Below are 18269 nucleotides of genomic sequence, written 5' to 3'. Positions count from 1 at the left end.
GCGCTTACATAAATGCGCTTGGATAAAAAAATAACAAATAGATCACTTATAATATAACATATGTTTTGCCTTTTTATTGCTATAAAAGTAAGAGATAGAGATTTTCTTAGCAGATTTTTACCTAAAAATAAAAAATTGAACGGAGGAAAAGAAATGAAGATTATTATCGCAGGTGCTGGCGCTATGGGCAGTCGCTTTGGACTAATGTTACATCAAGCAGGAAATGACGTTATTTTTGTTGATGGTTGGCCAGAACATATTGAAGCAATAAGAAAAAACGGGTTAGTTGCTGATTTTAATGGCGAAGTGGTGACCGCTAAAATTCCTATTTATCCTCAAACAGAAGTAGCAAGCATCGATTTTACAGCAGACTTAGTTATCTTATTTACAAAAGCAATGCAACTGGAAGGAATGCTTGAAGCATTAGAACATTTCCTTAATAAAAATACGAAAGTTTTATGCTTGTTAAATGGAATTGGTCACGAAGATATTATCAAAAAATATGTGCCTTACGAAAATATTTTATTAGGAAACACAATGTGGACCGCTGGGTTAGAAGGACCGGGTAAAGTAAAATTATTTGGCAATGGTTCGATTGATTTACAAAATTTAGGAGCGCAAAGTGAACAAGCGGCAGAAGCAGTCATTAAGGTATTAAATAACGCTGGCTTAAATGCACGTTATTCTGAGAATATTTTATCATCCATTTATAAGAAGGCTTGCGTAAATGGAACAATGAATGGTTTATGTACTTTGTTGGATTGTAATATGGCAGACTTTGGTGAAACAGAGCAAGCAGATCAAATTGTTCAACAAATAGTTAATGAATTTTTAGCAGTCGCTGAAGTGGAACAAGTTACGTTAGATAAACAAGCAGTTCTTCAACAAATCCGCTCGTGTTATAATCGAGAAACAATTGGTTTGCACCATCCATCGATGTATCAGGACTTAATAACCAATCATCGTTTAACCGAAATTGATTATATCAATGGAGCAATTGTTCGCAAAGGGAAAGTCTATGGGATTGCTACACCGTACTGTCAGTTTTTAACAGAGTTAATTCATTGTAAAGAAAATTTACTTCATGCTAAATAACAAGTAAAAACAGAAATACTCTTGAGTCAGTCTTGAGAAGAGCTTGACCTACTTCTTTCTATACTTTGCCAGTGTACAAGGCTGAGACAAAATCCAAAGTGAGTTTGTCTCAGCTTTTTTGTTTTTTAAAGAACACTACAGAAAATAAATCAAATCCGTGAAAAATATGTTAAACTAGAGAAGGTGTTTTTTCGCAAGAATCTACGCGGAACACAGGACTCGTTGAAGAAATGAATCAAAGAAACAATGTGTTAAAGAAGGGATTTGAACAGATTATGACCATTCAATGGTTTCCCGGCCATATGGCCAAAGCAAGAAGAGAAGTTTCGGAAAAAATCAAATATGTCGATATTGTATTTGAACTAGTTGATGCGCGGTTACCGCTTTCTTCCCGTAACCCAATGATGGACCAAATTGTCCAACAAAAACCACGATTAGTCCTTTTAAATAAAGGGGACTTAGCAGATAACGACCAAAATAAAAAATGGCAACATTACTTTCAAAAGAAAGGGTACCAAACCCTAGTCATCAATGCCCAACAAAATAAAGGAATCAATAAAATTGTGCCAGCAGCCAAGGAAGCGTTAAAAGAAAAATTGGCTCGTGAACAGGCGAAAGGCTTGAAACCGCGTGCGATTCGCGCCATGTGTATTGGGATCCCCAATGTTGGTAAGTCAACCTTAATGAATCGTTTAGTCGGAAAAAAAATTGCGCAAACTGGGAACAAGCCAGGTGTGACAAAAGGACAACAATGGTTACGCTCTGGTTCCCAATTGGAATTACTGGATACACCAGGAATTCTTTGGCCAAAATTTGAAGATGAAGAAATTGGGAAAAAATTAGCTTTAACTGGCGCTATAAAAGATCAATTATTGCATTTAGATGATTTGGCGATTTATGGATTAGAATTTTTTGCACGTTTTTATCCGCAACGTTTGACGGAACGATATGGTTTAACAGAGGAAGAGCTATTTTTACCTGCCCCAGAACAATTGATGTTAATTAGCCAAAAACGTGGTTTTAGAGATGATTATAATCGAGCCAGCGAAATGATTATTTTAGAAATTCGCAGTGGAAAATTAGGTACGTATACTTTGGACCGCTGGGAAGAACTAGGAGACGAATAACATGGCAAAAGAGTCGATTCAGGCAATCAAAGAAGCGTTGCTAACTGTCACTGATGCAACCGATGAACGATTAGCAAGCTGGCGAGAAGATGAACGTTCAGGAGTGCAACAAGCGATCAAACAATGGGAACGTCGCCAATTAGCCAAAGAAAAAGAATGGCAACTTTTTAAAGAAATGAGTCAATTTGAGGAAGCGGCCTATAAAAAAGGCCATCGTTTAATTGCAGGAATTGATGAAGTAGGCCGCGGACCATTAGCTGGCCCTGTTGTGACAGCTGCAGTTATTTTACCGAAGGATTGTCAATTATTAGGCTTAAATGATTCAAAAAAACTATCTGCTAAAAAACGGGAAACGTTATATAACCAGATTCAAGAACAGGCTGTCGCTATCGGGTTAGGTATCGCTGATCAAGGAGTCATTGATCAAATTAATATTTATCAAGCAACTAAACAAGCGATGAAAATGGCAATTGACGATTTAGCTTTTGCACCAGATTATTTATTAATTGATGCAATGCAGTTAGACGTTCCCCAACCACAAGAAAGTTTGATTAAAGGGGATGCGCGCTCCATTTCGATTGCAGCAGCCAGTATTATTGCAAAAGTAACAAGAGATCGATTAATGGAAGAATATGATGAATTATATCCTGGATATGGATTTAAAAACAATGCAGGTTATGGAACAAAAGAACATCTTGTCGGGTTAGAAAAATACGGTGTAACACCCATTCATCGACGTACGTTTGCGCCAATAAAAGATATGATTTAAAAATAAAACACTTTTTTTACGTATTCTTATTTTAAGAAGATGTGAAAGAGGTGTTTTTTGTTGGAAATTTTACAACGACAATTATTATTTAAATTAGCGGTATGCCAAGGAATTGGCAATTTAGGGATCTTAAAAGTGTTACAAGAAGCTATCGCACAAAAGCGTGTTGATTTTTCCAGTACAGAAATTATTAGAATTGCTGAAATCAAGAAATATCGTGAATTATTTGAACAATCTTGGTTACACCATACGATTCATAGTGAAGCGTTATATATACGACAATGCCAACACCAATTTATGACAATTTTAGATGCCGTCTATCCTAAATTATTACGAGAAATTTATAATCCACCAGCAATTCTTTTTTATAGAGGAAATTTACAATTGTTAAGTAGAAGGAAAATTGGCATCGTCGGCGCTCGCTATGCCACTTCGTATGGGTTAAGAGTGACTGAAGCTCTGGTTCCTAAAATAGTCAAAGAAGGATTCACAATCGTCAGTGGTCTTGCCAAAGGCATTGATAGTCGTAGCCATGAGATGGCCATCCAGAACGGGGGTCAGACAATTGGAATTTTAGGCACTGGATTAGATGTATATTATCCGTATGAAAAGAAAGAATTACAGCAAACTATGAAGCAGAATCAGCTTGTTTTAACAGAATATGTGAATGGGAGTGGGCCGAAAAAATATCATTTTCCTGCACGTAATCGCATTATTGCTGGATTATCTTTAGGGGTCTGCGTGATGGAAGCTCGTAAGAATAGTGGCTCTTTAATTACTGCACAAGCGGCGATGGATTACGGGCGCGAGGTATTTGCCGTACCGGGAAGTATTTTCCAGTCTTTTTCAACAGGCTGCCATGAATTAATTCAGGACGGCGCTAAATGTGTTCAGACAATTGATGATATTTGTGAAGAATTGTGACTTTTACTAATTGTGAATTGACAACCTACGTTCACTTCGGTACTATTTAATCAGATTTTAATCTTTTGGTTGGTAGTTAGGAGTGTCTAAATGGAAACGGTTGTTAGAAAAAGATGGTTGTTTGGTATGCAGCTACTGGGCTTTTTGATTTTGGATCAAATTCCTTTGATGATGGTCTCAGTTGTTCAAGTTTCTACAGAAAACTTTTGGTTTCGCTTTGTTAGTGGATTAGTGGCTGTTGGACTTGGTGCCTATTTCGTCTATCTATTTGTTGCTTTTTTGAAAAAGAAAAAGCTCATAACTTGGACTTTTTTAGGAATCAAAGAAACCTTGCCAGTGGCCTTGTTAGGTTTGGTGATAATCTTTTGTGTGGGAATACTTGGTGATTTCTTATTACGTCTGGAAGGACTAGAGACGACCTCTAACCAACAAAGTGTTGAAGAAATTGTCCAAGCCATTCCTAAAGGGCTTATACTTATTTTTGCAGGTGTGATTGGACCAATTTTTGAAGAGGGAATTTTTCGTGTCGGGATTCAAGCGTTTTTCAAGCCAGCTTCAAAAATAGGCATACTCGTTTCTTCTATTTTATTTGCACTTGTGCACACGCCCACAGATATAGGTAGTTTTATTATTTATTGGGGCATGGGTTTAGCGTTAAGTTGGGTCTATCTACGCACGGGTCGCTTTGAAGCTGCTGTCTTGACTCATTTTATTTGGAATGTTTTGGGTATTTTAATGCTTTAGGATAAAATCTATAAATCATAGGCATTTTTTATTTATAAATTCGGACAGTCAAACAGAAATGACAGAAATGTTAGAAAGCCTAGTCTTGACAAACCTGTTCTATATAGCATATGATGTATTACGATTTGTGCGTTTTTTACATATATTATATAGTAGGAAAGCGAACGCGAAAGGAGCTAATTGAATGGCCTATAAGTATCTCGTGATTGTAGAATCACCTGCCAAAGCCAAAACAATTGAAAAATATCTAGGAAGAAACTACAAGGTGGTTGCCAGTGTTGGTCACATTCGCGATTTACCAAAAAGTAAAATGGGGATTGATATTGAAAATAATTATGAACCTCATTATATTTCGATTCGCGGAAAAGGCGATGTCATCAAAAGTTTAAAAGCGGCTGCAAAAAAAGCTGAAAAAGTCTATCTCGCAGCCGATCCGGACCGAGAAGGTGAAGCAATTGCTTGGCATTTAGCTTATCTTCTTGGCCTTGATTTAAAAGATAAAAACCGCGTGGTATTCAATGAGATCACTAAAGAAGCGGTAAAAGCGGCATTTAAAGAACCTAGAACCATCAACGTTGATTTAGTTGATGCACAACAAGCACGGCGCATTTTAGACCGTTTAGTTGGATACTCGATTAGTCCTATTTTATGGCGTAAAGTCAAAAAAGGTTTGAGTGCTGGTCGTGTGCAATCTGTTGCTTTAAAAATGATTATTGATCGAGAAAATGAAATTCGAGAATTTAAACCTGAAGAATATTGGAGCATTGATGGGAATTTCCAAAAAGGTCGCAAGAAATTCAAAGCAAATTTCTGGGGCGTAGATGGTAAAAAGAAAAAATTACCAAATGCAGAAGCGGTGAAAGAAATCACTTCTCGGATTGACGGTAAAGATTACGATGTTACAAAAGTTGAGAAAAAAGAACGGAAACGTAATCCTGCATTACCTTTTACAACCAGTAGTTTACAACAAGAAGCGGCACGTAAATTAAATTTCCGTACCCGTAAAACCATGATGGTTGCGCAACAATTGTATGAGGGAATTGCTTTAGGGAAACAAGGCACTGTGGGGCTGATTACCTACATGCGTACAGACTCAACCAGAATTGCCGATTCCGCCAAAGCAGAAGCTGCTGAATTCATTGAAAAGACCTACGGAGATGAGTTCTCAGCACATGGCGGCCGCAAAGCAAAAAATACGCAAGGTGCACAAGATGCCCATGAAGCGGTTCGTCCATCAAGCGTTTTAAGAACACCTGATGAAATGAAGAAGTATTTAGATAAAGATCAATTAAAATTATATACTCTTATTTGGTCGCGCTTTGTTGCTAGTCAAATGACACCAGCGATTTTAGATACCATGAAGGTCACGCTTCAACAAAACGGCGTAACGTTTATTGCCAATGGTTCCAAAGTGAAATTTAAAGGGTTTATGCAAGTATATGTTGAAGGACGCGATGATGGTAAAGAGGACAAGGAAAATATTTTACCTGAATTAGTGGAAGGTGACGTTGTTAAATCGGTCGATATCGAACCGAAACAACACTTTACTCAACCACCGGCTCGTTTTAGTGAAGCCACGTTAATCCGGACTTTAGAAGAAAATGGTGTGGGCCGACCATCAACGTATGCGCCAACATTAGAAACCATTCAACGGCGTTATTACGTGAAGCTAACCAATAAACGGTTTGAACCAACGGAATTAGGTGAAATTGTGAATTCCCTAGTTTCAGAGTTTTTCCCACAAATTGTCGATACACATTTTACAGCGACAATGGAAACGGACCTAGATAAAGTCGGTGAAGGCCAAGAAAAATGGGTTGAAGTTGTCGATCGCTTCTACAAGCCCTTCGAAAAAGAATTAACAAATGCCGAAGAAAAAATTGAAAAAATCCAAATTAAAGATGAACCAGCAGGCTTTGACTGCGAACTGTGTGGACATCCAATGGTGATTAAGCTGGGTCGCTACGGAAAATTTTATGCATGTAGTAATTTCCCAGATTGTCGGAATACAAAAGCGATCGTTAAAGAAATTGGCGTGACGTGTCCTGTGTGTCACGAAGGACAAGTTATCGAACGCAAATCAAAGAAAAATCGAATTTTCTATGGCTGTAGTCGGTACCCAGAGTGTGACTTCACTTCTTGGGACAAACCAGTAGGCCGACCATGTCCAAAATGTGGGCAATATTTAGTAGAGAAAAAAGTTAAAGGTGGCAAACAAGTCGTTTGTATCAATGGCGATTATGAAGAAAACGTCCAAAAATAAGAAAAATTGAGACCGAAGAATTTACTTCGGTCTTCTCTTTTAGTAAAATGAATTGAGTTTGTAAGAGACAGCTCTTAACTTCTTGACATAGAAAGGAATTTTTATACATGACAAAAAAAGTCACAATTATTGGTGCCGGTTTAGCCGGAAGTGAAGCGGCATGGCAAGTGGCCAATGCTGGCGTACCAGTTGATTTATATGAAATGCGCCCTGTCAAAAAGACACCAGCGCATCAAACAGAAAATTTTGCAGAGTTAGTTTGTTCTAATTCATTACGTGGAAATAGTTTAACCAATGCGGTAGGTGTTTTGAAAGAAGAAATGCGCCGTTTAAATTCAATCATTATTGGTAGTGCAGATCAAACCGCTGTACCAGCTGGCGGCGCCTTAGCAGTTGACCGTGATTCTTTTTCTGAAACAATCACTGAAAAAATTAAAAGTCATCCATTAATTACAATCAAAAATGAAGAGATCACCGATATTCCAGAAGGGATTGTAATTATTGCAACGGGTCCCTTAACTTCTGAAAGCTTATCACAAAAAATTCAAGAATTTAATGGTTCTGAAGGCTTTTATTTTTACGATGCAGCAGCACCAATTATTGATAAATCAACAATTGACATGGATAAAGTTTATTTAAAATCTCGTTATAACAAGGGAGAAGCGGCTTACTTAAACTGTCCGATGACTGAAGAAGAGTTCAATGCTTTTCATGAAGCGCTAGTCAATGCAGAAGTGGTTCCTTTACGCACGTTTGAAAAAGAGAAGTTTTTCGAAGGCTGTATGCCCATTGAAGTAATGGCGCAACGTGGCATTAAAACCATGTTGTTTGGCCCGATGAAACCTGTCGGACTAGAAGACCCTAAAACAGGTAAACGCCCTTATGCTGTAATTCAATTACGTCAAGACAATGCTGCAGCTTCTTTATACAATATTGTTGGTTTCCAAACGCATTTAAAATGGGGCGAACAAAAACGAGTATTCCGTATGATTCCGGGATTAGAAAATGCTGAATTTGTTCGCTATGGCGTCATGCACCGTAATAGTTTTATGAACTCTCCAGAGTTGCTAAAACCAACCTATCAATCAAAAAAACGTGACGATCTGTTTTTTGCTGGACAAATGACTGGTGTTGAAGGATATGTTGAAAGCGCGGCAAGTGGTTTACTCGCAGGTATTAACGCAGCTCGTCTTGCCAAAGGGGAAGAGCCGATTGAATTCCCTCGCGAAACGACTTTAGGAAGTATGGCTTATTATATTACACATGCAGAAGGCAAACATTTCCAACCAATGAATGCAAACTTTGGGCTTTTCCCAGAGTTACCTGAACGAATTCGTGACAAAAAAGAACGCTATGAAGCGATTGCTAATCGGGCCTTAGATGTTCAAGCTCAAGTTATCCAATCTTTAGACTAAATTAGAAAAAATATGAGAAAAGACCGAGCATCATTGCTGAGAAATGCGATGATACTCAGTCTTTTAATTTTTAGAAAAAAATAACAAAAGCTAAAGAATAGTTAAAATTGTGAACATATTTAGAAATATTGATTAAATTCTGACAACTTAATTGTCTTTTGAAAAAGGTTATGCTAAAGTTACTTTGTAATCGAATGAGGAGGGCTATCACATGGAAGAAAAGAATTGGCCTGAGTTATTTGCTCGTTATCTTATTGTCGAAAGAGGCTATTCAGAAAAAACAAAAAAAGCATATCAAGAAGATATACAACATTTTTTTTCGTTTTTAAAGACTTCAGGTAATGACAATTATTTGACTGTGGAACATTTGGATGTTCGGGCTTATTTGAGCGAATTATACGATCAGGAATATAGCCGCAATTCGATTAGTCGAAAAATTGCCAGTTTGCGTTCTTTTTATCAATTCTTATTAAAAAATGAAGCAATCCAAGAGAATCCTTTTTCTTATGTTCATATGAAAAAGAAACAGTTACGGTTGCCCCGTTTTTTTTATGAAAAAGAAATGGATGCATTATTTGAGAGCGCACAAGGGGAGCAACCGCTTGATTTGAGAAATCAAGCGTTGCTAGAAGTTCTGTATGGGACTGGCATTCGGGTCAGTGAATGTGCGAACTTAACGGTGGACGCAGTTGACTTTCAAGCTTCTGTTTTATTGGTTCACGGAAAAGGAAATAAAGATCGCTATGTGCCTTTTGGTTCATTTGCACAAGACGCCTTAAAGGATTACTTAGCGAGTGGCCGCGCGCTATTAATGACAAAATATCAAAAAAAACATCCGTATGTCTTTGTTAATCATCATGGTGAACAAATCACGCCAACAGGGATTGAATACGTCTTAAACCAACTAATTAAAAAAAGTTCATTAAATGCGGAAATTCATCCCCACATGTTACGCCATACATTTGCGACACATTTATTAAATAATGGCGCCGATATGCGGACAGTTCAAGAATTATTAGGACATGCTAATTTATCAACAACTCAGATATATGCGCATGTGACAAAAGAAAGTTTACAAAAAAATTATCGAACGTTTCATCCTCGTGCATAATGGAGGTAAACGTCTAGGAGGAACAACAATGGTTGAATCACAATTTCACTCTACAACAATTTGTGCAGTCGAAAAAGATGGAAAATTTGCAATGGCTGGTGACGGCCAAGTAACAATGGGCGAATCTGTCGTTATGAAAGGTACGGCCAAAAAAGTGCGCCGTATTTACAATGATGAAGTCGTTGTCGGTTTTGCAGGAAGTGTGGCAGATGCCTTTACATTAGAAGAAAAGTTTGAAGGAAAATTAAATGAATACAACGGAAACTTAACGAGAGCTGCGGTTGAGTTAGCCCAAGAGTGGCGTACACAACAGTCTATGCAAAAATTAGAAGCTATGCTGATTGTGATGAATAAGGAAGAAATGCTCTTAGTTTCAGGAACTGGGGAAGTCATCACACCAGACGATGGTATTTTAGCGATTGGTTCTGGCGGTAATTTTGCTTTGTCCGCTGCAAGAGCCATGAAAAACTTTGGTGATAAAGAAATGCCAGCGAAAGAGATTGCTAAAAATGCCTTAAATATTGCTGCAGATATCTGTGTATTTACGAATCATAATATCATTGTAGAAGAATTATAAGCGAGGGAAAATCCATGAATGAATTAAACAAAACACCAAAAGAAATAGTCAAAGAACTAGATCAATATATTGTTGGACAGCAAGCTGCCAAAAAATCAGTGGCGGTAGCTTTACGTAACCGCTATCGTCGCTTGCAATTAGAAGAAAATATGCAACAAGATATTACGCCTAAAAACTTACTAATGATTGGACCAACAGGTGTTGGTAAAACTGAGATTGCTCGTCGTCTCGCAAAAATTGTCAATGCGCCTTTTGTAAAAGTTGAAGCAACCAAATTTACAGAAGTAGGCTATGTCGGTCGGGATGTCGAATCAATGGTTCGGGATTTAGTAGAAAATGCGATCCAAATTGTTGAAAAACAACAATACAGTCGCGTGTACGCGCAAGCGTTGAAAAAGGCCAATCAACGTTTAGTCAAAGTATTAGTGCCTGGAATTAAAAAAGAACAAAAACAGGCTGGCGGTAATCAATTTGAACAAATGATGAACATGTTTAACATGGCTCAGCAACAGCAAGAAGCACAAGAAGAAGTAACGGAAGATATTCGAACGAATCGCCGAACAATTTTGGAACAGCTGGAAAAAGGTCTATTAGATAATCGTGAAGTAACAATTGAAATTGAAGAACCGAAGAAAACGATGCCAGCTATGAACAACGGCCTAGAACAAATGGGTATCGACTTAAATGAAACGTTAGGTGCTCTGTCACCAAAGAAAAAAATCGAACGTACTGTAACGGTGAAAGAAGCACAAGAATTATTAGTGAAAGAAGAATCAGCAAAAATTGTCAATGACGCTGATATTCATAGTGAAGCGATTCGTTTAGCTGAATCAAGCGGAATTATTTTTATCGATGAGATTGATAAAATCACCTCTAAAAGTCAACAAAATTCGGGCGAAGTCTCTCGTGAAGGAGTACAAAGAGACATTTTGCCGATTGTTGAAGGCTCTCAAGTTAACACGAAGTATGGTCCTTTACAAACGGATCACATTTTATTTATCGCTTCAGGTGCTTTCCACTTGTCAAAACCAAGTGACTTGATTCCAGAATTACAAGGCCGCTTCCCAATTCGAGTTGAATTAGATGATTTAACGGCTGATGACTTCGTAAGTATCTTAACTGAGCCAAACAATGCTTTAATTAAACAATATGTAGCATTAATTGGCACAGAAAATGTTTCAGTCATCTTTACAAAAGAAGCAATTGAACGGTTAGCACACATCGCTTATGATGTAAACCGTGATACAGATAATATTGGGGCGCGTCGTTTACACACAATTTTAGAACGTTTATTAGAAGATTTATTATATGAAGCACCAGATATGCAAATGGGTGAAATTACGATTACCGAAGCATATGTCAATGAAAAATTGAATGACATTGTTCAAAATGAAGATTTAAGTCGTTACATCTTATAAAAAAGGCTGGAGGAGAAAAGATGGCTACATTATTAGAAAAAACACGTCAAGTGAACGAGCTTTTGCAAAAAAACAATCTGTTTGACGTACAAGCAGAACTTCCGTACAACAAAATGGCAATGATTTTAGGGGATATTTTAGAAAGCAATGCGTATATTATTAGCAGTTCAGGGGATTTGTTGGGGTATACTGAAAAATTAGATGTTAATAATGCCCGTATCAAAAATATGTTTAAAGAGAAAAAATTTCCTCAAGGATACACCGAGGCCGTGGATATGCTCAAAGTAACCGAAGCCAATATTCCAATAGACAGTGATTTAACTGCATTTCCTTTTGAATCACGAGAGCTGTATCCGTTTGGGTTAACCACTATTGTGCCTTTGTACGGTGCTGGCAAACGCTTGGGTACGATTATTTTAGCGCGTGTTGAAAAATCCTTTAACGAGGATGATTTAGTGTTAGCTGAATATAGTGCGACCGTTGTCGGCATGCAAATTTTGTATCATCAATCCAGAACAATTGAAGCAGAAGTTCGCAGTGCGACTGCCGTGCAAATGGCCATCAACACTCTTTCCTATAGTGAATTAAAAGCCGTCCATGCTATTTTTGAAGCCTTAGATGGCGAAGAAGGTCGTTTAACTGCTTCAAGTATTGCAGATGAAATAGGCATTACTCGTTCCGTAATTGTGAATGCCTTAAGAAAATTAGAATCAGCTGGAATTATTGAATCACGTTCTCTTGGTATGAAAGGGACTTATTTAAAAGTGTTAAATCAACAATTTATTAAAGAGTTGGAAAAATAAGCAATTGCTCGTATCAACTAGGAGGACAACGCAATGACTGTACAAATTGAAAATGAATTTCTAATCGCAACATTTGCTGAAGAAGGAGCAGAATTAGTAAGTTTACAATCAAAAGAAACCGGCATTGAATATATTTGGCAAGGAAATCCTGAATTTTGGGCCCGCCATGCGCCCGTACTTTTTCCGATTGTTGGTCGTCTAAAAGAAGATACGTATATGTACCAAAATCAAGCGTATCATTTAACTCAACATGGTTTTGCTCGTGATCAAGTATTTGATGTGATTGAAAAAGGTGGAGAAGAAGTTTCTTTTTCACTAAAATCAACAAAAGAAACCAAGAAGAAGTATCCTTTTGATTTTGAACTAGTGATTACTTATACATTAGAACACCAAGAATTGACTGTAAACTACCAAGTAGAAAATACAGGGAAAGAAGAGATGTATTTTGGGATTGGTGGTCATCCAGCCTTTAATGTACCTTTAGAATCTTCACTAACGTTTGAAGATTATTATCTAAGTTTTTCACCTAAAAAATCACGGACACAAATTCCCTTAGCAGGCCCGTTTATTGATTTAGCGAATAAAACGCTAGCCCAAACGAATACCAGCTTTGACTTAACGCATCAATTATTTGAAAATGATGCAATGATTTTTGAAACAAAAGGTCAAACAGCAATTACGATTGCCACAGACGAAAGTGACCATCAAGTCACTTTGAGTTATCCAGAAATGCCTTTTGTGGGGATTTGGTCACCGACACCGAAAGAAGCGCCTTTTGTCTGTATCGAACCTTGGTGTGGGATTGCTGATGCTGTCGACGCAACTGGCCAACTTGCTGAAAAATTTGGCATCAATAAGTTACCAGCTAACGAACTATTTAAAACACAGTATATGATTAGTGTAAAATAAAGAAAAAGGCTGTGAACATTATTTGTTCACAGCCTTTTTCTTTATTTTTTTGCACGTAAGCCAAAAGAAAGGCGACTTTCTGTTCCATTTTTAATTCGCTGAATGTTTTCACGATGACGGACAAAGATAAAAGTAGTCAAAGCAATCGCAATCACGGTTAATAACCAGTTAAATGTTGGTAAAATAGCTGGGACAGTGAAAGGCAAAATAATAGTAGAAAGTGTAATTAGTACAGCGCTAATCATACTTGTTAAACTCACCATACTGGTTAGATACAGACAAATCACAAAAATAAGAGCAGAATAAATAAAAAATGTGGGGCTGTATGCTAATAACATGCCAGCGCTAGTGGCTACGGCTTTACCACCTTTGAAATTGGCAAAAATAGGGAAGGTATGCCCTAAAACAGCGGCTACCCCAAAGAAGAGCGGGTTCACGCCTTGTAAACCAAACAAATAGGGTAATGAAGTGGCTAACGTTCCTTTCAAGATATCCATTAATAATACCGTAATTCCGGCAGGTTTCCCTAAGACACGAAATGTATTGGTTGTTCCTGTATTCCCACTTCCAAATTGGCGTATATCTTTTTTAAAGAAAAGTTTGCCAATCCAAACACCTGAGGGAATCGAACCTAATAAATAGGCAACAAGTAACAAAATGACGATTTTCATCAAGTTAACCTCTTTCTTATTCAAACTAGGATTTATTTTATCATGAATAGAAAAACGGAACAACGTCTAATAACTAAAACAAGAAAAGTTTTTCTTTTGCTTGAGGAAGCGTTGACAAATGGTTGATAACCGTTATAATAAATGTGTGTCATTAGACAAAGACGTCTAATCACTGGTTTGAAAATTAGTTATCAACGAAGATACAATATATATGTACTTATGAAGTGTCAGGGAAAGAGGTGCGAATCCTCTACAGACCTACCTACTGTATGGTGGATGAAACCAATAAGACCACAGATTATTCTGGAAGGATTGGGAGTAAGAAGAAGCTAAGTCAGGATACCGGCTTGATAAGTCTAATCATTCTTTTGTAGGAAAAAGAAGGGGCTTTGAAGATAACTGGCTGAGTATATCATTAGCATAGTTAAGTGACTGCTTTTTTTCTATTGGAGAAAAAAGTGGTTTTTTTGTATTGTTTTGACGTTGAGACAAAGGAGGTTCATTTCAGAAAATTTTCCCCAAAATAAAATAGACGAATGCGAGGATGAAAAAATGAAAAAATTTACTTTAACAATGATGACTTTAGGTTTAGTAGCAACACTTGGCTTAGCAGGGTGTGGCAAACAGGAAAAGAAAGCAACTACCTCTTCTGAAAAAACAGAAGTAACGTTACCAACCAAAGACCGTAGCGGCAAAGAAATTACTTTACCCAAAGAAGCAACCAAAATTATTTCCCTAGTACCATCAACAACAGAAGTGATTGAAGACTTAGGTAAAACCGACCAATTAATCGCAGTTGATACTCAAAGTAGCACAATGATGACTGATTTAAAAAAATTACCACAAATGGATATGATGGCTGTCGATGCCGAAAAATTGATTGCCTTGAAACCACAAATTGTTTATGTGAATGACATCAATTTAGCTAGCTCAGAAAGTGTTTGGAAACAAGTGGAAGATGCTGGAATTACAGTCGTTAACATCCCCACTAGTACAAGTATCAAAGCAATCAAAGAAGACGTCCAATTCATCGCGGATAGCTTATCTGAACATGAAAAAGGACAAAAGTTAATCAAAACAATGGATCAAGAAATCGACGAAGTAGCCAAAATTGGTAAAACCATTAAAAAACCAAAAACTGTTTTGTTTGAAGTGGCTGCCTTACCAGACATTTATAGTTTTGGTAATGGGACATTTTTAAATGAAATGATTGAAACAATTGGGGCAAAAAATGTTTTGGCAAATGAAAAAGGCTGGTTACCAGTGACAGAAGAAGCGGCCATTGCTGCAAAACCAGAAGTCATTTTAACCAATGTTAACTATATGAAAGATCCCGCCAAAGAAATTTTAGCTCGTAAAAACTGGGAAAACGTTCCTGCAGTTCAAAACAAAGAAGTTTTCGAAATTGATAACATGTCTAGCTCTTTACCAAATAACCACATTACCAAAGCATTAAAACAAATGGCAAAAGCTGTTTATCCAGAGGAATACAAGGATTTAAAAGATGAGTAAAAAAACGTGTCTCATACTGATGCTCTTGATCAGTATGAGCATGCTCTTTTTGGGTATTAAAATTGGAAGTGTTCAGATTTCGTTAACGGATTTGCTTCAAATTTTAGTGAAAAAGACGGTTTCAGAAGACGGGATTTTAGAGGGAATCATCTGGAATGTTCGGTTACCGCGTGTCGTGATGGCCTATCTCGTGGGCGCAGGCTTAGCAGTAAGTGGCACGGTGATGCAATCGCTCTTAGGTAATCCTTTAGCTTCTTCGTATACTTTGGGCGTATCAGCGGGAGCATCCTTAGGCGCTGCGTTAATCATGGTAACTGGAGTAACTGCTTCGATCTTAGGGGCATTTTTATTGCCTTTAACTGGTTTTATCTTTGGCTTAGCAACGGTCTTTTTAGTTTTGTTATTTACGCAAACAATGGATAGTCAAATGTCCAATCAAACAGTTGTTTTAGTAGGAATGATTATGACCTTATTTGTCGGTGCTATTTTGACGTTGATTACAGCACTTTTCCAAGATTATTTGAAACAATTAGTCTTTTGGCAAATGGGTAGTTTTTCTGGCAGTAATTGGCAAAAAATTGCTATTTATTGTCCAATCTTGCTTGTCAGCAGTCTGTTTCTTTGGTTTGATGCCAACGCATTGGATGTTCTCGGTTTAGGAGAAGAACATGCGATGTTAGCGGGAGTAGAAGTCAAAACAGCAAAACTACGCATTATTCTTTTGGCTAGTTTATTAGCAGGAAGTGCGGTTTCATTTGTCGGTGTGATTGGTTTTGTTGATTTAATAGCACCACATATTGTCCGTCGCTATTTAGGGGCGACTCATCGCTGGCTGATTCCCGGTTCGGCAATTTTAGGTGGGACCATCATGGTAATAGGGGACACAATTGCTCGCACGATTTTATCACCAAGAGAAATTCCCATCGGGGCCGTAACAGCCTTGATTGGAGCGCCATTCTTCTTGTATATTTACTTTAAAAAAAGGGGCGTTGCTGCATGATTGAATTAAAAAAAACAGCTGTAACACTCCAACAAACCCCCATTTTAAAAGATATTTCCCTCGTTTTTCCGACAGGTAGTAAAACTTGTATTTTAGGTCCAAATGGTTGCGGTAAAACGACACTTTTAAAAACGATTGCCGGACTTGTCCCTTATAGTGGTTCTGTTTTAATTGATGGTCAAGAAGTTCATGGACAAAAGCGGAAGGAATTGGCAACGAAAGTAGCGATGATGAGTCAATTCACGACAGTTGCTTTTGATTATACGGTTTACGAAACAGTTTTGATGGGGGCGTATCGACAACAAGCACAACGTTTTTTACCTATTGTTTCTAAGCAAGAAAAAGAACGAGTCCTTTATTATTTAGAACGCACGGGTTTATTGCCTTTAAAAGATAAAGTTGTCAATCAGCTTTCAGGAGGACAACAACAACGAGTATTTTTGGCTAAATTATTTGTACAAGATCCAGAAATTATTTTATTGGATGAACCCAATAATCATTTGGATATTCGGTATCAACAAGAATTGATTCAGCAGTTAAATGAGTGGAGTGCGCAAGAAGGGAAAACGTTAATCGGGGTGTTTCATGATATCCGTTTAGCGTTAACGCTAAGTGAAAAAATTGTGTTTATGAAGCAAGGGAAAGTGGCCGCGCAAGGTGATTTTCAAACGTTGGCTTCCAAAGAATTTTTACAAACAATTTTTGAAACAGATATTGTCTCCTATTTTCAGAAACAACATAAAGTTTGGGAAACTATTCAATAACTTTGACAAGTTTTTTGGAAACAGGTAAGATAAAGGCAAAGAATCAGAAACACAATGGCGTGTTTTAACAAATCGGCAAAGGAGCCCAAGACTAAGTACGTATGGTACTTGCTTTGGGCTCCTTTTTTATGGAGGTAGCGATGAAACGAATCATTTTAATGGGAGCTATCGGTTGTGGCAAAACCACGTTATGTCAAGCTCTGCAAGGCAAAGAATTAATTTATGATAAAACACAGGCGGTGGAATTTCATACAGAAATGATTGATACACCAGGCGAGTTTATTTTGCATCGGCAATATTATAATGCATTAAACGTCACAGCGGCAGAAGCAGATGTGATCGGTTTGGTCCAAAGTGCTGTAGAAACACAACAAGTTTTTTCACCAGGATTTGGTAGTATTTTCCCGAAAGAAATCATTGGTATTTTAACCAAGATTGATTTAGCACAAGATTCTCAGCAGTTAGAGATTGTTCGGCAACAATTAAAAAGTGCGGGTGCAACAAGAATTTTTGAAATTTCTTCTGTTGAAAAAATTGGCTTGCAAGAATTAGTAGATTATTTAGAGGAGGATGAAGCAGAATGAAAATTTATACAAAAACTGGCGATAAGGGAATGACGAAATTAGTCGGCAGCTCAACCGTCGCTAAGGATTCTGATCGAGTTGAAAGTTATGGAACAATTGATGAATTGAATTCTTGGGTCGGCTATATTATCAGCCAACTTCCCCAAGAAAATCAAGAAATTAAAGAAGAACTAGAAGCTTTACAACATTTACTTTTTGATGCGGGAACAGATTTGTCAACACCGATTGAAGCACAACGACCATTTAAATTACAAAAGGAAAGTGTGCATTGGCTAGAACAGCGGATTGATTTCTACACTGCACAATCACCAGATATTGATCGTTTTATTTTACCTGGCGGAACCTCAGCAGCCAGTATGGTTCATGTTGCTCGGACGATTGCACGGCGCGCAGAACGCATCATTGTGCGTTTAAATTGGACAGCCAAAATTAACGAAGAGGTATTAATTTTTACCAATCGTTTATCAGATTATTTTTATGCGTTGGCTCGCTATTTAAATGTTCAAGCACAACGACCTGATGTTTTTTATGAACGAAGCGAAAAGGTTTTCCATAAAATTAAAGAAGATGGATTGTAAACAGT

The 18269-nt window shown here is 37.5% G+C and carries 18 protein-coding genes and 1 riboswitch; of the genes, 17 read left to right on the top strand and 1 reads right to left on the bottom strand.

What is annotated here, in order from left to right; genetic code table 11:
- The first annotated feature begins 153 nt into the window (after window positions 1-153).
- The 12 genes from IGJ03_RS06585 to IGJ03_RS06530 all read left to right on the top strand — a co-directional run bounded on the left by IGJ03_RS06585 (window position 154) and on the right by IGJ03_RS06530 (window position 13155).
- Complete coding sequence (locus IGJ03_RS06585; RefSeq protein WP_002361867.1) at window positions 154-1095, top strand: 2-dehydropantoate 2-reductase; 942 nt, start codon at window positions 154-156, stop codon at window positions 1093-1095.
- Window positions 1096-1370: 275 nt separating this feature from the next.
- Window positions 1371-2222, top strand: a complete 852-nt coding sequence (gene ylqF / locus IGJ03_RS06580; RefSeq protein WP_002357480.1) for a ribosome biogenesis GTPase YlqF — start codon at window positions 1371-1373, stop codon at window positions 2220-2222.
- A gap of 1 nt (window position 2223) precedes the next feature.
- Complete coding sequence (locus IGJ03_RS06575; protein WP_375804648.1) at window positions 2224-2991, top strand: ribonuclease HII; 768 nt, start codon at window positions 2224-2226, stop codon at window positions 2989-2991.
- A 60-nt stretch (window positions 2992-3051) separates the two neighbouring features.
- Window positions 3052-3915 (top strand): DNA-processing protein DprA, encoded by an 864-nt coding sequence (dprA, locus tag IGJ03_RS06570; protein ID WP_002382350.1) that lies wholly within the window; start codon window positions 3052-3054, stop codon window positions 3913-3915.
- 90 nt (window positions 3916-4005) lie between these two features.
- Window positions 4006-4659, top strand: a complete 654-nt coding sequence (locus IGJ03_RS06565; RefSeq protein WP_375804649.1) for a CPBP family intramembrane glutamic endopeptidase — start codon at window positions 4006-4008, stop codon at window positions 4657-4659.
- Window positions 4660-4843: 184 nt separating this feature from the next.
- On the top strand, window positions 4844-6922 hold the full coding sequence (gene topA / locus IGJ03_RS06560) for a type I DNA topoisomerase (protein WP_002357484.1): 2079 nt from the start codon (window positions 4844-4846) through the stop codon (window positions 6920-6922).
- A 107-nt stretch (window positions 6923-7029) separates the two neighbouring features.
- Window positions 7030-8337: an FADH(2)-oxidizing methylenetetrahydrofolate--tRNA-(uracil(54)-C(5))-methyltransferase TrmFO gene (trmFO, locus tag IGJ03_RS06555; protein WP_002357486.1), complete on the top strand. Its 1308-nt coding sequence runs from the start codon at window positions 7030-7032 to the stop codon at window positions 8335-8337.
- A 211-nt stretch (window positions 8338-8548) separates the two neighbouring features.
- Window positions 8549-9448 carry a tyrosine recombinase XerC gene (xerC, locus tag IGJ03_RS06550; RefSeq protein ID WP_085444248.1) on the top strand — a complete coding sequence of 300 codons (900 nt, stop codon included), beginning with the start codon at window positions 8549-8551 and terminating at the stop codon, window positions 9446-9448.
- A 28-nt stretch (window positions 9449-9476) separates the two neighbouring features.
- Window positions 9477-10025: an HslVU peptidase proteolytic subunit gene (gene hslV / locus IGJ03_RS06545; protein WP_002357489.1), complete on the top strand. Its 549-nt coding sequence runs from the start codon at window positions 9477-9479 to the stop codon at window positions 10023-10025.
- A gap of 14 nt (window positions 10026-10039) precedes the next feature.
- Complete coding sequence (gene hslU, locus IGJ03_RS06540; protein ID WP_002360239.1) at window positions 10040-11443, top strand: ATP-dependent protease ATPase subunit HslU; 1404 nt, start codon at window positions 10040-10042, stop codon at window positions 11441-11443.
- Between the two features lie 20 nt (window positions 11444-11463).
- Entirely contained in the window at window positions 11464-12246 is a 783-nt protein-coding gene (gene codY / locus IGJ03_RS06535; protein ID WP_002357492.1) for a GTP-sensing pleiotropic transcriptional regulator CodY, read from the top strand.
- Between the two features lie 33 nt (window positions 12247-12279).
- Window positions 12280-13155 carry an aldose 1-epimerase family protein gene (locus IGJ03_RS06530; protein ID WP_002363997.1) on the top strand — a complete coding sequence of 292 codons (876 nt, stop codon included), beginning with the start codon at window positions 12280-12282 and terminating at the stop codon, window positions 13153-13155.
- 41 nt (window positions 13156-13196) lie between these two features.
- Here IGJ03_RS06530 and plsY read toward each other — a convergent pair whose 3' ends face one another.
- Entirely contained in the window at window positions 13197-13826 is a 630-nt protein-coding gene (gene plsY / locus IGJ03_RS06525; protein WP_002360243.1) for a glycerol-3-phosphate 1-O-acyltransferase PlsY, read from the bottom strand.
- Window positions 13827-14031: 205 nt separating this feature from the next.
- Window positions 14032-14191, top strand: a riboswitch (cobalamin riboswitch).
- Window positions 14192-14309: 118 nt separating this feature from the next.
- On the opposite strand from plsY, the gene IGJ03_RS06520 reads away from it, so the two are divergent.
- From IGJ03_RS06520 to IGJ03_RS06500, 5 genes are all read left to right on the top strand, one after another.
- Entirely contained in the window at window positions 14310-15338 is a 1029-nt protein-coding gene (locus IGJ03_RS06520) for an ABC transporter substrate-binding protein (protein ID WP_002384486.1), read from the top strand.
- Window positions 15331-16338, top strand: coding sequence for a FecCD family ABC transporter permease (locus tag IGJ03_RS06515; RefSeq protein ID WP_002361862.1), 1008 nt, complete (start codon window positions 15331-15333; stop codon window positions 16336-16338). Before IGJ03_RS06520 ends, IGJ03_RS06515 begins: the two co-directional genes overlap by 8 nt.
- Window positions 16335-17102, top strand: a complete 768-nt coding sequence (locus IGJ03_RS06510) for an ABC transporter ATP-binding protein (RefSeq protein WP_002357498.1) — start codon at window positions 16335-16337, stop codon at window positions 17100-17102. The genes IGJ03_RS06515 and IGJ03_RS06510 overlap by 4 nt, the downstream gene beginning before the upstream one ends.
- 140 nt (window positions 17103-17242) lie before the next feature.
- Entirely contained in the window at window positions 17243-17686 is a 444-nt protein-coding gene (locus tag IGJ03_RS06505; RefSeq protein WP_002363995.1) for a EutP/PduV family microcompartment system protein, read from the top strand.
- Window positions 17683-18264: a cob(I)yrinic acid a,c-diamide adenosyltransferase gene (locus IGJ03_RS06500; RefSeq protein ID WP_002408470.1), complete on the top strand. Its 582-nt coding sequence runs from the start codon at window positions 17683-17685 to the stop codon at window positions 18262-18264. Before IGJ03_RS06505 ends, IGJ03_RS06500 begins: the two co-directional genes overlap by 4 nt.
- The last annotated feature ends 5 nt before the right edge of the window (window positions 18265-18269 follow it).

The sequence above is a fragment of the Enterococcus sp. DIV1315a genome, assembly GCF_051712325.1.
GTDB classification, from domain to species: domain Bacteria; phylum Bacillota; class Bacilli; order Lactobacillales; family Enterococcaceae; genus Enterococcus; species Enterococcus faecalis.
The sequence above is the reverse complement of the archived record's forward strand: the minus strand, read 5'-3'. Positions and strand labels throughout refer to the sequence as shown.

Excerpts from the sequence above, each read along its gene's own strand:
- IGJ03_RS06585 (WP_002361867.1), top strand. The coding sequence starts at position 154 with ATGAAGATTATTATCGCAGGTGCTGGCGCTATGGGCAGTCGCTTTGGA.
- ylqF (WP_002357480.1), top strand. The coding sequence starts at position 1,371 with ATGACCATTCAATGGTTTCCCGGCCATATGGCCAAAGCAAGAAGAGAA.
- IGJ03_RS06575 (WP_375804648.1), top strand. The coding sequence starts at position 2,224 with ATGGCAAAAGAGTCGATTCAGGCAATCAAAGAAGCGTTGCTAACTGTC.
- IGJ03_RS06565 (WP_375804649.1), top strand. The coding sequence starts at position 4,006 with ATGGAAACGGTTGTTAGAAAAAGATGGTTGTTTGGTATGCAGCTACTG.
- topA (WP_002357484.1), top strand. The coding sequence starts at position 4,844 with ATGGCCTATAAGTATCTCGTGATTGTAGAATCACCTGCCAAAGCCAAA.
- trmFO (WP_002357486.1), top strand. The coding sequence starts at position 7,030 with ATGACAAAAAAAGTCACAATTATTGGTGCCGGTTTAGCCGGAAGTGAA.
- xerC (WP_085444248.1), top strand. The coding sequence starts at position 8,549 with ATGGAAGAAAAGAATTGGCCTGAGTTATTTGCTCGTTATCTTATTGTC.
- hslV (WP_002357489.1), top strand. The coding sequence starts at position 9,477 with ATGGTTGAATCACAATTTCACTCTACAACAATTTGTGCAGTCGAAAAA.
- hslU (WP_002360239.1), top strand. The coding sequence starts at position 10,040 with ATGAATGAATTAAACAAAACACCAAAAGAAATAGTCAAAGAACTAGAT.
- codY (WP_002357492.1), top strand. The coding sequence starts at position 11,464 with ATGGCTACATTATTAGAAAAAACACGTCAAGTGAACGAGCTTTTGCAA.
- IGJ03_RS06530 (WP_002363997.1), top strand. The coding sequence starts at position 12,280 with ATGACTGTACAAATTGAAAATGAATTTCTAATCGCAACATTTGCTGAA.
- plsY (WP_002360243.1), bottom strand. The coding sequence starts at position 13,826 with ATGAAAATCGTCATTTTGTTACTTGTTGCCTATTTATTAGGTTCGATT.
- IGJ03_RS06515 (WP_002361862.1), top strand. The coding sequence starts at position 15,331 with ATGAGTAAAAAAACGTGTCTCATACTGATGCTCTTGATCAGTATGAGC.
- IGJ03_RS06510 (WP_002357498.1), top strand. The coding sequence starts at position 16,335 with ATGATTGAATTAAAAAAAACAGCTGTAACACTCCAACAAACCCCCATT.
- IGJ03_RS06505 (WP_002363995.1), top strand. The coding sequence starts at position 17,243 with ATGAAACGAATCATTTTAATGGGAGCTATCGGTTGTGGCAAAACCACG.
- IGJ03_RS06500 (WP_002408470.1), top strand. The coding sequence starts at position 17,683 with ATGAAAATTTATACAAAAACTGGCGATAAGGGAATGACGAAATTAGTC.